Below are 13,675 nucleotides of genomic sequence, written 5' to 3' on the forward strand. Positions count from 1 at the left end.
GGGGATTTCTTGCGCGTCGACCTTTTTGACTTCGATCTGCCGGAGGAGCGCATCGCGCTTCGCCCAGCCGAGCCGCGCGACAGTGCCAGAATGCTGGTGGTCAGGCCGGGCGCGGGGCTCGAGGACATGACCGTGCGCGACCTGCCGTCCCTGCTCAAGGCTGGTGATGTGCTGGTTTTCAACGACACCAAGGTCATTCCTGCGCAGCTGAAAGGCATCAGGCGGCGCGGCGAGGCAGCGGCGCAGGTCGAAGCCACGCTGCACATGCGGACGGCGCCCGACCGGTGGCTCGCCTTCATGCGGCCGGGCAAGCGCGTCGCCGCCGGCGATCGCATCCATTTCGGTCATGATGCCAATTCCTGCTTTCTCGGCCAGCTCGACGCGACCGTGATCGAGAAGGGTGAAGGTGGCGAGGTGCTGCTCGGCTTCGACCTGTCGGGTCCGTTCCTCGATGAGGCTCTGCACGCCGTCGGCCACATCCCGCTGCCGCCCTACATCGCCTCCAAGCGTGACGACGACGAGCGCGACCGCAGCGATTACCAGACCATCTATGCCAGGGAGGAGGGCGCCGTGGCCGCGCCGACGGCGGGGCTGCATTTCACGCCGGAGCTGTTTGCCGCGCTCGACGCCAATGGCATCGAGCGCCGTTTCGTCACGCTGCATGTCGGCGCCGGCACGTTTTTGCCGGTGAAGGCGGACGACACCGCCGACCACAAGATGCACGCCGAAACCGGTTCGGTCAGCCCGGAAACCGCCGAGGCGCTGAATGCGGCGAGAGCAAAAGGAGGGCGCATTATCGCTGTCGGCACGACATCGCTGCGTTTGTTGGAGAGCGCGGCTGGCAAGGACGGCAGGCTGGCCGCATGGTCAGGCCCGACCGACATCTTCATCACGCCCGGCTATCGCTTCAAGACCGCCGACATGCTGATGACCAATTTCCATCTGCCGCGTTCGACGCTGTTCATGCTGGTTTCGGCCTTCTGCGGTTTGCAGACGATGCACGCGGCCTATGCGCATGCCATTGAGAACCGCTACAGGTTCTATTCCTATGGAGACGCAAGTCTTCTGTTCAGGGAGGATAACGATGGACGATGACCTGGAAACTTTCGGCCGCGAAGCCTTGCTCGCCGAGGTCAGGAAACTGCGCGCCGGCATCCGCCAACACCGCGACGCCACCGGCCATGATCTGTGCTGGCATCACCCCGACCTCTGGTCGCTTTTACCCGAAAAGACCGAGCCGGCGATTGCCGTGCCGCCCTGGCCGAAATTCATGCGCGGCTGCATCCGCTACCGGCAGTCGCTCGACCGACAGGCTCCGGACGCGCCGGTGTTCGACAAGGAGTTCGATGGCTAGGGAATTCAATGACTAACGCATTCGCCTTCAAGGTGCTGGCGACCGAAGGCAGAGCCCGGCGCGGCTCAATCACCATGCCGCGCGGGGAAATCCGCACGCCCGCTTTCATGCCGGTCGGCACCGGCGGCACGGTGAAAGCCATGTATATGGATCAGGTGCGCGGTGTCGGCTCGGACATCATCCTTGGCAATACCTACCACCTGATGCTGAGACCCGGCGCCGAGCGCGTGGCTCGGCTCGGCGGCCTGCATGAATTCGCCCGCTGGCCCTATCCGATCCTCACCGACAGCGGCGGCTTCCAGGTGATGTCGCTGTCGAAGCTGAGGAAACTGACCGAGAACGGCGTGACCTTTCGTTCGCATATCGACGGCGGCGCCTACGAGATGTCGCCGGAGCGTTCCATCGAGATCCAGGGGCTGCTCGATTCAGACATCCAGATGCAACTCGACGAGTGCACGGCGCTGCCGGCCAAGGAAAAAGAGATCGAGCGTGCCATGGAGTTGTCGTTGCGCTGGGCCGAGCGCTGCAAGACGGCGTTCGGCGAGCAGCCCGGCAAGGCGATGTTCGGCATTGTGCAAGGCGGCGATATACCGGACCTGCGGCTGCGCTCGGCGCAGGCGCTGAAGGCGATGGAGCTGAAGGGCTACGCGGTCGGCGGGTTGGCCGTCGGCGAGCCGCAAGCGGTGATGCTGGAGATGCTCGACATCACTTGCCCGGAGTTGCCGGCTGACCGGCCGCGGTACCTGATGGGTGTCGGTACGCCGGACGACATCTTGAAGTCGGTGGCGCGCGGCATCGACATGTTCGACTGCGTGATGCCGACGCGGGCAGGGCGGCATGGCCTTGCCTATACACGGCGCGGCAAGGTCAATCTGCGCAACGCCCGCCATGCCGACGATCCGCGCCCGCTCGATGAGGAAAGCGACTGCCCGGCCGCACGCGACTATTCGCGCGCCTATCTGCACCACCTGGTGCGCTCGCAAGAGGCGCTCGGGGCGATGCTCCTGACCTGGAACAATCTGTCCTACTACCAGCAGCTGATGCGCGACGTTCGCGAAGCGATCGGGGCTGGCAGGTTCGCCGGACAAGCTGAGATCATCACGCAGCAATGGGCAAACGGTGACCTCCCCGTCCGGTAGGCGTGCTCGCCAGGAATCCGGCTCCAGGGAGGAGTCGCACCTGCCATGAACTGTTTTGAAACGTCTGCCTAATAAGCATTGCCGGACGACATCGGGCGAGGATCAAGAACCTGTTCGTTTCGGGGCAAGTTTCAGTTCCTGGCACGACGGTGCGGACGAATGGCAGCGCCGAGCCTTCGCCTTCGCCCTCCGTGGCGGTCCAGCAATGGACGGCGGGGTCGTTGCTTGCCGTTCTGGTCATCGCCGTGACCGGCTTGGTTTTGCGCTTGCTTGGCGCGGGCGGCGACCTTTGGCTGGACGAGATCTGGAGCTTTGCGCTGATTGAGCCGCTGACCTCGATCGACCAGATATTCTGGCGCGTCAATCACGACAACAATCATTTCCTCAACTCGGTCTATCTCTATCTCATCGGCCCCGACGCTTCGCCTTTGATCCAGCGAGGCCTGTCGATAGCACTAGGTGTTGCCACGACAGTTGCGGCGGCAGCGACCGCCGCACCGCACGGACGACGGGCGATGATTGCCACAAGCCTGTTGTTTGCCGTGAGCTATCCGATGGTGCACTACGGCTCGGAGGCGCGTGGCTATGCCGGCCTTGTGCTCTTCACGCTGCTTTCGGTGGTTTTTCTGGAGCGCCGGCTCGACAACAAACGGTTGTCTGGCACGGCCTTGGCAGCGGCGATCCTTTTCGGGTTCCTATGCCATCTCACCATGATCGGAATGGTGGCAGTCCTCGCAATCTGGACCGCGTGGCTCGCCTGGCAGCGTACGGCGAGGGTCAGCCGTGTCGTTGCGGATCTGGCGTCGATCTTCCTGCCGGCCTTGCTTGCCGTGCTGCCGCTGGCTGCCTGCGTGTTTATCGGCGGCAGGCTGTTCGGCTTCAGTGTCGGTGGTGTTTCGCCGTTCTCGATTGCCGCCTTCGCGCAGGGCTATGGCGGAATGATCCGCTCTCTGTTCGGGCTGCCCCCCTGGTTCGGCGACTGGCCGTATATCGTTGCCGCCTGCGGTCTTGTTGGCCTCTCCGCTGGTGTCTGGTGCGATCGCCGGGCCAGCCTCTATGTCATCGGGATTATCGGACTGCCTTTGCTCATGGCGGCGACACATCTGCCCAATCTCGAGTTTCCGCGCTATTTCATCATCAGCGGAACATTGCTGCTGCTCTGGGCCGGCGAGATGATCGGTCGCGGCTTGGCTGCTCGCGGGACTGCCAGGCTATTTGCGGTGGGAGCACTGGCGATCGTGGTGAGTGGAAGCATTTCGTCGCTGCTCCAATTCTATCAGTACGGACGCGGCTCGTACGCTGCTATGGTCGATGAAATGACCAGGAACGGCGCTGCCGCCTATGCGAGCAACAGTGATTTCCGCACCGCCATGGTCGTCGATTATTTTGCGGCGCGGACGGATCGTCGGGCTTGGCTGGTTCCGGAAAACAGGATGTGCGCCGACCGGCCGGCTTGGCTGATCCTCGAGGGGGATGTGGACAAGCAAGCCGAACATGTTGAACCGACGGCCGCATGCGCTTTGGCGTATGAACGGGCCGACGCGTCGAGACACTGGGGGTTTTCAGGCCTGAGCTGGACGCTCTACCGGCGACAGGATTGAGACAACTTTGCCCTCCTCAAGCACCCTCAGGTGCTGAGCGACGTGGACGCGCGCAGGCTGCAGCCGGTGATCCGAAAGCTGCCGTCAGGCTGTAGTTCGAGCGTGTAGACCGCCTCATAGTCCTTGCCATCCGGGCCGACGATCAGCACCTGCTGGATGATCGAGGTCGGGCTCGTCTCGCGAACCTTGCCGAAGGAGTAGGTCTGCGGTTGGCGCACCGGCGGGTAGCCGTTGGTCACCATGTTCATGAAGGTATCGACAGTTGGAAAGATGCGTTTCACATTTGGTGCGGCAAAGCTGTAGGCCGTCGCTCCGTCGTTGGCGATGAAGGCCTTCAATTGACCATCGATGACCGTTTGCGCCGCCTTGACTTCGGCGTCGCCAGCAAAGGCCTGGGATGCGAAAATGAATGGAACGACTGCGAATGCGAAAAACGCGCGGCGCATGGCCTGTCTCCGTTGTCCCTGAGAAATCGCTGTCCGAGGTACATGATACTATACGCTTTGCAGTGCTCGAGGGTTTCAGCCGAGCGCAAACATTCGGCGCCGCGAGCTGTGTCCAGACCGAGAAAGCATTGTCGAGGCTAGAACAGCCTGAGCGATGGCCGATGCTTGAAAGCCGGGCGGCAGTCTGCCACAAGGGCCGCTCGATTTTACCTAGAGCGTGCGATGTTGGGCAGGACCAGGCAATGAAAGCATTTTTCGTGCAGATAAAGTGCGATCTGGGCAAGGCCTATGACGTTGCCAGCGCCCTGGCCGATGCCGAGATCGCTTCCGAAATCTACTCGACAGCCGGAAACTACGACCTGCTCGCCAAATTCTATGTCGACGACGAGGAAGACATCGGCCACTTCGTCAACGAGAAAGTGCAGATTCTTCCCGGCATCAAAGACACGTTCACGGTCGTCACCTTTCGCGCGTTTTGATCCGCATCCGGCATCTGCCCGGACACGAAGCAAAGCCTGACTACGGCCCTATCGGCACTGCCTTAATTTTAGGCAAGAGCGATATACTGATCGCCGGCGCCCACCAAATCACCGATTGCGCTTGATTTTCTCCAGCGAGGCCAGTGAAATGGCGCCACAGGGGAGTATGCGATTGGCAGCGTTCGATGAAATGCTTCCGGAAGTTTCCGGGCTGAGAAAACCGTATTCGGCTTACGATCGCTGGCTGAAGGAACAGGACCCGGCCAGGCTTAACGAGAAGATGCAGGACGCCGAACGCGTCTTTCGCAAGACCGGCATCACATTCGCCGTTTACGGCGAGCAGGAAGCATCGGAGCGGCTGATACCCTTCGACATCGTTCCGCGCATCATTTCCGGCAACGAATGGCGACGGCTGACGCAAGGCATCGAGCAGCGCGTCCAGGCGCTGAACGCCTTTCTCGACGACATCTACCATCGTCAGGAAATCTTGCGTGCCGGCCGCGTGCCGAAGGAGTTGATCGCCAAGAACGAGGCGTTCCTGCCCGAAATGATCGGGGTGCGGCCGCCGGCCGGCGTCTATACCCATATCATCGGCGTCGACATCGTACGCATCAGCGAGAACGAGTTCTACGTGCTGGAGGACAATGCGCGCACGCCGTCCGGCGTCTCCTACATGCTGGAGAACCGCGAGACGATGATGCAGCTCTTTCCCGAGTTGTTCCAGCAGATCAAGGTGCGGCCGGTGGAGAATTATCCGCAGCTCTTGCGCCAGTCGCTGGCCGCAGTGCGGCCGCAAAGCACCAAGGGCGCGCCGACCATTGCCGTGCTGACGCCGGGCAGCTTCAACTCGGCCTATTTCGAACATGCTTTCCTTGCCGACCAGATGGGGGTGCAACTCGTCGAAGGGCAGGATCTGCGCGTCGTCGATGGCCATGTCGCGATGCGCACGACCGAGGGCTACAAGCAGATCGACGTGCTCTACCGGCGCGTCGACGACTCGTTCCTCGATCCGCTGACCTTCCGCCCGGACTCAGCCCTTGGCGTGCCGGGCATTATGGACGTCTACCGCGCCGGCAATATCACGATCGCCAATGCGCCCGGAACCGGCATTGCCGACGACAAGGCGATCTATTCCTACATGCCCGAAATCGTCGAATTCTACACCGGCCGCAAGGCGATGCTCGGCAACATCCCGACCTGGCGCTGCTCGGAACCGGACAGCCTGAAATATGTGCTGGAGCACATCGACGAACTGGTGATCAAGGAGGTCCACGGGTCCGGCGGTTACGGCATGCTGGTAGGACCTGCGGCGACTAAGAAGGAATGCGAGGATTTTTCCAAAAAGCTCGCGGCAAAACCGTCGAACTACATTGCCCAGCCGACGCTGGCGCTGTCGACCTGTCCGATCCTGACGGACAAGGGGCTGGCGCCGCGCCATGTCGATCTGCGCCCCTATGTGCTGGTGTCCGACCGTATCCAGATCGTGCCCGGTGGACTGACGCGAGTAGCGCTCAAGGAAGGCTCGCTGGTCGTCAATTCCTCGCAAGGCGGCGGCACGAAGGATACTTGGGTGTTGGATGATTAGAGCGAATAGCGAATAGTGAGTAGCGAATAGGGAAGAGGGCACCAACACGACTATTAACTCTTACAGGGACTTGATTGTTTGGAAGGCGGCCGTTGAATTGGCTGTAGATTGCTATTCGGCAACGAAAGCCTTTCCGAGCAGCGAAGTTTACGGGATGACGTCTCAGATACGGCGATCATCTGTATCGATTGCGGCAAATGTCGCCGAAGGGCACGGGCGAGAAAACACGGGATCGTTCGTTCAATATCTTAGCATAGCGCAAGGTTCTCTCAAAGAGTTGGAAACGCACCTAATCTTGTCTGGAAGGGTAGCGCTGATGGTTGAGCAGGACGTATTGCGTTTGCTTGGCCAGGCCGATGAGATCGGGAGAATGCTGCGTTCGATGATCAGGAGTCTGCAACAGAAATCATGAAGCCGATTTTCCCCTATTCGCTATTCGCTATTCGCTACTCACTCAGCATCGAGGCACGTTGACATGCTTCTCGGCCGCACCGCCAACGGGCTCTATTGGATGAACCGCTATATCGAGCGGGCGGAGAACATGGCGCGGTTGGTGGATGCCGGCCTGCGCATGGCGCTCACTCGCACGCAGAATGCTTCGGAGGAGTGGAATTCGGTGCTGCTCAGCGCCGGCTCGGACGCCAGCTTCACGCAGAAATATTCGGACTACACCGCCGCCAATGTCGCCGACTACCTGCTGCGCGATACGTCGAACCCGTCGAGCACGATGTCGTCTATCGAAACGGCCCGTAACAATGCCCGCATGGTGCGTACAGCATTGACGCGTGAAACCTGGGAAAGCATCAACGAAGCCTGGATGTCGCTGAAACGGATGTTGGCCAAGCCGATCGACGAGCGCGACCTGCCCAGCGCGCTCGACGCAATCAAGCGCGAGACGGCGCTGATCCGCGGCTCGTTCTACGGCACCATGCTGCGCAACGAGATCTTCGATTTCTCGCAGCTCGGCACCTATGTCGAACGCGCCGACAACACCGCGCGCATCCTGGACGTGAAGTACTATGTTCTGTTGCCGTCGATCTCCTGGGTCGGCTCGACGCTCGACAACTACCAGTGGGAATCGATCCTGCGCTCGGTGTCGGCGCACCGCTCCTACCGCTGGGTCTATGACGCCGACTACAAGCCGAGCAACATCGCCGACTATCTGATCCTCAATGTCCGCATGCCGCGCTCGCTGACCTTTTGCTACCGCTTCCTGACGGAGCATCTCAAATTCCTGGGTGACGACTATGGTGAGCGCCACGCCTGTCATGCGACGGCCGCCAAGACCCATTCCATGCTGACGGCCGGCTCGATCAAGGATATTTTCGACGCCGGCCTGCACGAATTCCTGGCCAATTTCATCCGCGACAACACCAGGCTCGGCGATGAGATCGCGCAGGATTACAGGTTCTATTGAGCATGATCCCAAAAAACGAAGACCGGTTTTCGGTAAGGCTCATGCTCCAGGGACGAGAGCGATGCGGCTGAAGATCACCCACCGGACCGAATACCGCTACGATGCGCCGGTGCATTATCTGTTGCAGCGTTTGCGGCTGCTCCCGGTGAACGGGCGCACCCAGACGGTGCTGTCCTGGGCGCTGAAGATCGAAGGCGCGCGCGAGGAAGTGCGGTTCACCGACCATTTCGGCAATGATACCCGGCTGTTGAGCGTCGAGGGCGAGCGCGACTTCATCACAGTCGAAGCAGCTGGCGAAGTGGTGACGCGCGATACCGCCGGTGTCTGCGGACCGCATCAGGGTTTCGCGCCGCTCTGGCTGTTCGGCCATGAAACGCCGCTGACGACGATCGGCAGCGGCATTCGTGAGCTTGCTGCCTCGGTGGGCAAGGGCACCGACATCGAAAGGCTGCACCGGCTAATGGCCGTGATCGGCGAGCGTGTCGCTTATACACCCGGCACCACCAACGCGACGACGCCGGCCGAAGAGGCCCTTGCGCTCAAGACCGGCGTTTGCCAGGACCACAGCCATATCTTCGTTGCCGCGGCTCGCGCCATGGATTTCCCGGCGCGCTACGTCAGCGGCTATCTGATGATGGATGCAGCGATCGAGCAGGCGGCAAGCCACGCTTGGGCCGAGGCGCATGTCTCGGGCCTGGGCTGGGTCTCCTTCGATGTCGCCAACGGCATTTCTCCCGACGAGCGCTATGTAAAGGTGGCGATCGGCCGCGATTATCGCGACGCCACGCCGGTATCGGGAATTCGGCTGGGACAGGCGGAAGAACAGCTTGCGGTCACCGTCACCGTGGAGCAGTAATCCCGGCAAGATTGTTGCCAAAGAGATTCGATGACCTATTGCGTCGGCCTGAAGATCGATCGCGGGCTCGTGTTCATGTCGGACACGCGCACCAATGCCGGCATGGATTCGATCTCGACCTTCAGGAAGATGCATGTCTGGGAGGAGCCGGGCGAGCGCGTCATCGTTTTGATGTCGGCCGGCAATCTGGCGACAACCCAGGCCGTAGTCAGCCTGCTCGACGAACGCACCAAGGCAGTGGCGGAGCGCCATGCCACGCTGCTCGAAACGCCCTCCATGTACCAGACAGTCCGGTTGGTCGGAGACACCGTCAAGGAGGTCATCGCCAGTTCGTCGCCGGCCGGCGAAAAGGCGGATTCCTATTTCAACGCCTCCTTCATCCTCGGCGGTCAGATCAAGGGCAGCGCGCCGCGCCTGTTCATGATCTATCCGGAAGGCAATTTCATCGAATCGACCGACGATACGCCGTTCTTCCAGATCGGTGAGACCAAATACGGCAAGCCGATCATCATCCGGGCCTACGAAAAGACGATGAGTTTCGCCGAGACGGTAAAGCTGCTGCTGGTGTCGTTCGACTCGACGCTGAAGTCGAACCTGTCGGTCGGCCTGCCGCTCGACCTGCTGTTCTATGAAAAGGACACTTTCAAGGTCGGCCTCAAAAAGCGAATAAACCATGACGATCAATATTATCGCACGATCTCGGATAGCTGGTCGAACGCGCTGAAGACCGCCTTTGCGAGCTTGCCTGATTTTCCCGAATGAAAACCTTCGTTTTTCGTGCTCTTTGATCGCGGCTCGATGAGGCGCTACGGAGGCGAAGATGAATAGCAACGAATTCCGCGAATGGTCGCTGCGAGCGGCTGAATGGGGCGCCGACTACAGAAACAGCCTTCGCGAAAGACCGGTGCGGCCGCTTGTCGAGCCGGGCGAAATCTTCAAAAGCATCGATGTCGCGCCGCCGGAAGACGGCGAAACGATGCAGGCAATCTTCGCCGATTTCGAGCAAAAGATCCTGCCGGGCATGACGCACTGGCAGCATCCGCGTTTCTTCGCCTATTTTCCGGCCAATGCGGCACCGGCCTCCGTCGTGGCCGAGTATCTGGTTTCCGCGATGGCTGCGCAATGCATGCTCTGGCAGACCTCGCCGGCAGCAACCGAGCTCGAGATGCGGGTCGTCGACTGGATGCGGCAGGCGCTTGGTCTGCCGGAGGGATTTTCCGGCGTCATGCAGGATTCGGCTTCATCGGCGACGCTTGCCGCCGTGCTGACCATGCGCGAGCGCGCGCTCGACTGGCAAGGCAACAAGAGCGGCCTGCAAGGCCAGCCGATCGTGCGGGTCTATTCTTCCGACCAAGTCCATACTTCCATAGACCGGGCGATCTGGGTGTCGGGCATCGGCGAGGCGAACCTCGTGCGCATTCCGGTCGCCGGACGCTTTCGCGCCATGCAGACGGCGGCTCTGGAAGCGGCGATCGTCACCGACCGCGAAAACGGCATGCTGCCGGCCGGCATCATCGCCAGCGTCGGCGGCACCAGTACCGGCGGCACCGACGATGTCGCGGCTGTTGGCGCGGTGGCGAAGCGGCACGGGCTCTACCTGCATGTCGATGCCGCATGGGCCGGCTCCGCCATGATCTGCCCCGAGTTCCGGCATTTCTGGGCCGGCGCCGAACATGCGGATTCGATCGTCTTCAATCCGCACAAATGGCTGGGCGCACAGTTCGATTGCTCGATGCAGTTCGTTCGCCAGCCGGAAGACCTCGTGCGTACGCTGGCGATCAAGCCCGAATTCTTGAGAACACATGGCCGCGACGGGGTCATCAATTATTCCGAATGGTCGGTGCCGCTCGGACGGAGGTTCCGCGCGCTGAAACTTTGGTTCCTGCTGCGTGCACATGGCTTGGAAAATCTGCGAACCATGATCCGCAATCATGTCGCCTGGAGCGAGAGCCTTGCCGCGCGGCTGGCTCGGGAACCGGATTTCGAGATCGTAACGGAGCCGATGCTGTCGCTGCTCTCGTTCCGGCATCTTACGGCTGCGGGCATCGACTCTGACAAGCACAATTTGCGGTTGGTCAGCGCGATCAACGATGACGGCCGCATCTACCTGACGCAGACTCGGGTGGACGGGCAGGTGGCGATCCGCTTTCAGGTCGGGCAGTTCGAAACGACTGCGGCGGACGTCGATACTGCTTTCGAGGTCATCACTGAGATCGCGCGGGGCCTGAGTTGATAGCCTCGTCGAGATTGCGCCGGAGCTTTTCTCTCTGCAGTCGCCCGATTTTCATTAGCCGGCTCATACCTGTTCATGGCTTTCGTTTTCAGCTATAGACGAGAAAAACGAAAATGAGAGGTTGCTAGATGTATCTGTCGCCGCGTCATTCCGAAATCATCCAGATGGCCAAAGATCATGGCCGCGTACTGGTCGAGGAGTTGGCGACGCATTTCAACGTGACGCCGCAGACGATCCGCAAGGATCTCAACGATCTCTGCGACCAGCGGCTTTTGTCCCGCATTCATGGCGGGGCATTGTTCCCGTCCGGCATCGAGAACATGGAATATGAGGCCCGGCGCAAGATCGCCGCCGAGGAGAAGGAGGCGATCGGCCGCGCGGCAGCCCGGCTGATCCCTGACAACGCCTCTCTGTTCATCAATATCGGGACCACGACGGAAGCGGTCAGCAAGTCGCTGCTCGATCATATTGGCCTGATGGTCATCACCAATAACATCAATGTTGCCAACAGAATGCGCATATATCCTTCGATCGAGGTGGTGATCGCCGGCGGTGTCGTGCGCGGTTCCGACGGCGGCGTGGTCGGCGAGGCAGCGGTCGATTTCATCAGGCAGTTCAAAGTCGATTTTGCGGTGATCGGCGCCTCGGCCATCGACCATGACGGCGCACTGCTCGACTTCGATTTTCGCGAGGTGAAGGTGGCTCAGGCGATCATCGCCAACGCGCGGCATGTGATCCTGGTGTCGGACCAGACCAAATTCGAGCGCACCGCGCCCGTCCGCATCGGCCATCTGTCGCAGGTCAACACCTTCATCACCGATCGTTGCGACATCCCGTCGGTGCGCAAGATCTGCCAGGAGGCAGAGGTTCAGCTGATCGAAACGTCGCTCTCCTAGAGATGCCGCTGCGGCATCTGCCGCCGATCATATTTCGTTTGACATTCGTTATCATTTCGAAATAATCCCGCCACGGTTTCGCAAAACTCAAAAATGCTGCAATGCGAAATCGGGGGGAGGACTTCTTTGGGCGCATCACCGATCCATGACATTTTCGTCATCGGTGGCGGCATCAATGGCTGCGGCATTGCCCGCGATGCCGTTGGGCGTGGCTTTTCGGTCTTCCTTGCCGAGATGAACGATCTGGCCAGCGGAACCTCTTCCGGCTCGACCAAACTGATCCATGGCGGCTTGCGCTATCTCGAATTCTACGAATTCCGCCTGGTGCGCGAAGCGCTGATGGAACGCGAGATCCTGTGGAGGAACGCGCCGCATATCATCTGGCCGATGCGCTTCGTGCTGCCATACGCCAAGGGGCTGCGTCCGGCCTGGCTGATCCGGCTCGGGCTTTTTCTCTACGACCATATTGGCGGGCGCAAATTGCTGCCGCCGACGAAAACGCTGGACATGGCCAAGGATCCGGCCGGCAAGCCGCTGAAGCCGCTTTTTCGAAAGGCGTTCGAATATTCCGACGGTTGGGTCAACGATGCCCGGCTGGTTGTGTTGAACGCCCGTGACGCTGCCGAGCGCGGTGCAACCGTTCGAACCCGAACAAGGGTCGTCAGCGCACGCCGCGAAGGCAATCTCTGGACGGTCAGGCTTGAAAACGTGCGGACCGGCGATACCGAGGAGGTCAAGGCGCGGCTGCTGGTCAATGCCGCCGGCCCGTGGGTCGATCAGGTGCTTTCAGCCACCGTCGGCTTGAACGACGTGCACAATGTCCGCCTCGTGCAAGGCAGCCACATCGTCGTTGGCAAGAAATTCGACGACCCACGCGCCTATTTCTTTCAGAACAAGGACGGGCGCATCATCTTCGCCATCCCATACGAAGACGAGTTCACGCTCATCGGCACCACCGACCGGGACTATCCCGGCGATCCGCACGACGTCAGGATCAGTGATGCCGAGATCGACTATCTCTGCGCTGCGGCAAGCGAATATTTCGCGCAGCCGGTCAATCCGTCGGATATAGTCTGGACCTATTCCGCGGTGCGCCCGCTCTACGACGATGGCGCCTCAAAGGCGCAGGAAGCCACCCGCGACTATGTGCTGAAGGCCGATGGAGGCGAGGGTGCCGCCCCGATCGTCAACGCCTTTGGCGGCAAGATCACGACCTACCGCCGATTGTCGGAATCGATGCTCGAGAAGATCGAGGGTTTTCTCGGCAAGCGCGGCAAACCATGGACGGCAAACGCGCCGCTGCCCGGCGGTGACTTTCCCGTCACCGGCTTCGATGCCGAGGTGGCGAAACTGAAAACGGCGTACCCGTTCCTCGACGCGCGGCTGGCCCGCCGGTTGACTCGGCTCTACGGCACCCGCGCAAGGAAGCTGCTGGGCCTCGCCAAGTCGAACGTCGATCTTGGCCGCAACTTCGGCGCCGATCTCTACGAAGCCGAGGTGCGCTACCTCGTCGAAAACGAATGGGCGATGACCGCCGAGGATGTATTGTGGCGCCGGACCAAGCGCGGCCTGCGTCTCAGCCGTGAGCAGGCGGCAGTGCTCGACGAGTTCATGCGCGGAATAAGCCGGCAGCACGTAGCGGCTGCCGAATAGGGACGGCCGACTAATG

At 60.9% G+C, this 13,675-nt stretch carries 14 protein-coding genes; 13 read left to right on the forward strand and 1 reads right to left on the reverse strand.

Annotated features, from left to right (window positions below; translation table 11 throughout):
• The first annotated feature begins 9 nt into the window (after positions 1-9).
• From queA to NKH43_RS12015, 4 genes are all read left to right on the forward strand, one after another.
• Positions 10-1,095, forward strand: coding sequence for a tRNA preQ1(34) S-adenosylmethionine ribosyltransferase-isomerase QueA (gene queA / locus NKH43_RS12000; protein WP_023717786.1), 1,086 nt, complete (start codon positions 10-12; stop codon positions 1,093-1,095).
• Entirely contained in the window at positions 1,085-1,354 is a 270-nt protein-coding gene (locus tag NKH43_RS12005; RefSeq protein WP_023717785.1) for a hypothetical protein, read from the forward strand. The genes queA and NKH43_RS12005 overlap by 11 nt, the downstream gene beginning before the upstream one ends.
• 8 nt (positions 1,355-1,362) lie before the next feature.
• A complete protein-coding gene (gene tgt, locus NKH43_RS12010) occupies positions 1,363-2,493 on the forward strand; it encodes a tRNA guanosine(34) transglycosylase Tgt (RefSeq protein WP_352482259.1) in 1,131 nt (376 codons plus the stop codon).
• A 221-nt stretch (positions 2,494-2,714) separates the two neighbouring features.
• Positions 2,715-4,094 (forward strand): glycosyltransferase family protein, encoded by a 1,380-nt coding sequence (locus NKH43_RS12015; RefSeq protein WP_352482260.1) that lies wholly within the window; start codon positions 2,715-2,717, stop codon positions 4,092-4,094.
• Between the two features lie 26 nt (positions 4,095-4,120).
• Here the strand turns inward: NKH43_RS12015 and NKH43_RS12020 are convergent, their stop codons facing one another.
• Entirely contained in the window at positions 4,121-4,540 is a 420-nt protein-coding gene (locus NKH43_RS12020; RefSeq protein WP_023717782.1) for a DUF4864 domain-containing protein, read from the reverse strand.
• 242 nt (positions 4,541-4,782) lie between these two features.
• Between NKH43_RS12020 and NKH43_RS12025 the strand changes: the two genes are divergently transcribed.
• The 9 genes from NKH43_RS12025 (at position 4,783) to glpD (ending at position 13,659) form a co-directional block, all read left to right on the forward strand.
• Positions 4,783-5,019, forward strand: a complete 237-nt coding sequence (locus tag NKH43_RS12025) for an Lrp/AsnC ligand binding domain-containing protein (protein WP_023674883.1) — start codon at positions 4,783-4,785, stop codon at positions 5,017-5,019.
• 172 nt (positions 5,020-5,191) lie between these two features.
• Entirely contained in the window at positions 5,192-6,604 is a 1,413-nt protein-coding gene (locus NKH43_RS12030) for a circularly permuted type 2 ATP-grasp protein (RefSeq protein ID WP_023717781.1), read from the forward strand.
• Between the two features lie 52 nt (positions 6,605-6,656).
• The gene (locus NKH43_RS12035) at positions 6,657-7,016 is read left to right on the forward strand and encodes a four helix bundle protein (RefSeq protein WP_352858403.1); all 360 of its coding nucleotides are present in this window, start codon (positions 6,657-6,659) and stop codon (positions 7,014-7,016) included.
• A gap of 63 nt (positions 7,017-7,079) precedes the next feature.
• Positions 7,080-8,021 (forward strand): alpha-E domain-containing protein, encoded by a 942-nt coding sequence (locus NKH43_RS12040; protein ID WP_023717779.1) that lies wholly within the window; start codon positions 7,080-7,082, stop codon positions 8,019-8,021.
• Positions 8,022-8,082: 61 nt separating this feature from the next.
• Positions 8,083-8,877, forward strand: a complete 795-nt coding sequence (locus NKH43_RS12045; RefSeq protein WP_023717778.1) for a transglutaminase family protein — start codon at positions 8,083-8,085, stop codon at positions 8,875-8,877.
• A gap of 30 nt (positions 8,878-8,907) precedes the next feature.
• Positions 8,908-9,639, forward strand: coding sequence for a proteasome-type protease (locus tag NKH43_RS12050; protein WP_352482263.1), 732 nt, complete (start codon positions 8,908-8,910; stop codon positions 9,637-9,639).
• A 58-nt stretch (positions 9,640-9,697) separates the two neighbouring features.
• Positions 9,698-11,110: a pyridoxal phosphate-dependent decarboxylase family protein gene (locus NKH43_RS12055; RefSeq protein ID WP_352494585.1), complete on the forward strand. Its 1,413-nt coding sequence runs from the start codon at positions 9,698-9,700 to the stop codon at positions 11,108-11,110.
• A gap of 128 nt (positions 11,111-11,238) precedes the next feature.
• Complete coding sequence (locus NKH43_RS12060) at positions 11,239-12,006, forward strand: DeoR/GlpR family DNA-binding transcription regulator (RefSeq protein ID WP_023717776.1); 768 nt, start codon at positions 11,239-11,241, stop codon at positions 12,004-12,006.
• A 126-nt stretch (positions 12,007-12,132) separates the two neighbouring features.
• On the forward strand, positions 12,133-13,659 hold the full coding sequence (glpD, locus tag NKH43_RS12065; protein WP_023717775.1) for a glycerol-3-phosphate dehydrogenase: 1,527 nt from the start codon (positions 12,133-12,135) through the stop codon (positions 13,657-13,659).
• The last annotated feature ends 16 nt before the right edge of the window (positions 13,660-13,675 follow it).

This window comes from Mesorhizobium sp. M1163, assembly GCF_040318415.1.
GTDB lineage: Bacteria > Pseudomonadota > Alphaproteobacteria > Rhizobiales > Rhizobiaceae > Mesorhizobium.

Bases quoted from the DNA above. Each gene is read 5' to 3' on its own strand.
- NKH43_RS12025 (WP_023674883.1), top strand. From the start codon at position 4,783: ATGAAAGCATTTTTCGTGCAGATAAAGTGCGATCTGGGCAAGGCCTAT.
- NKH43_RS12040 (WP_023717779.1), top strand. From the start codon at position 7,080: ATGCTTCTCGGCCGCACCGCCAACGGGCTCTATTGGATGAACCGCTAT.
- NKH43_RS12045 (WP_023717778.1), top strand. From the start codon at position 8,083: ATGCGGCTGAAGATCACCCACCGGACCGAATACCGCTACGATGCGCCG.
- NKH43_RS12060 (WP_023717776.1), top strand. From the start codon at position 11,239: ATGTATCTGTCGCCGCGTCATTCCGAAATCATCCAGATGGCCAAAGAT.
- NKH43_RS12005 (WP_023717785.1), top strand. From the start codon at position 1,085: ATGGACGATGACCTGGAAACTTTCGGCCGCGAAGCCTTGCTCGCCGAG.
- NKH43_RS12050 (WP_352482263.1), top strand. From the start codon at position 8,908: ATGACCTATTGCGTCGGCCTGAAGATCGATCGCGGGCTCGTGTTCATG.
- NKH43_RS12020 (WP_023717782.1), bottom strand. From the start codon at position 4,540: ATGCGCCGCGCGTTTTTCGCATTCGCAGTCGTTCCATTCATTTTCGCA.
- tgt (WP_352482259.1), top strand. From the start codon at position 1,363: ATGACTAACGCATTCGCCTTCAAGGTGCTGGCGACCGAAGGCAGAGCC.
- NKH43_RS12055 (WP_352494585.1), top strand. From the start codon at position 9,698: ATGAATAGCAACGAATTCCGCGAATGGTCGCTGCGAGCGGCTGAATGG.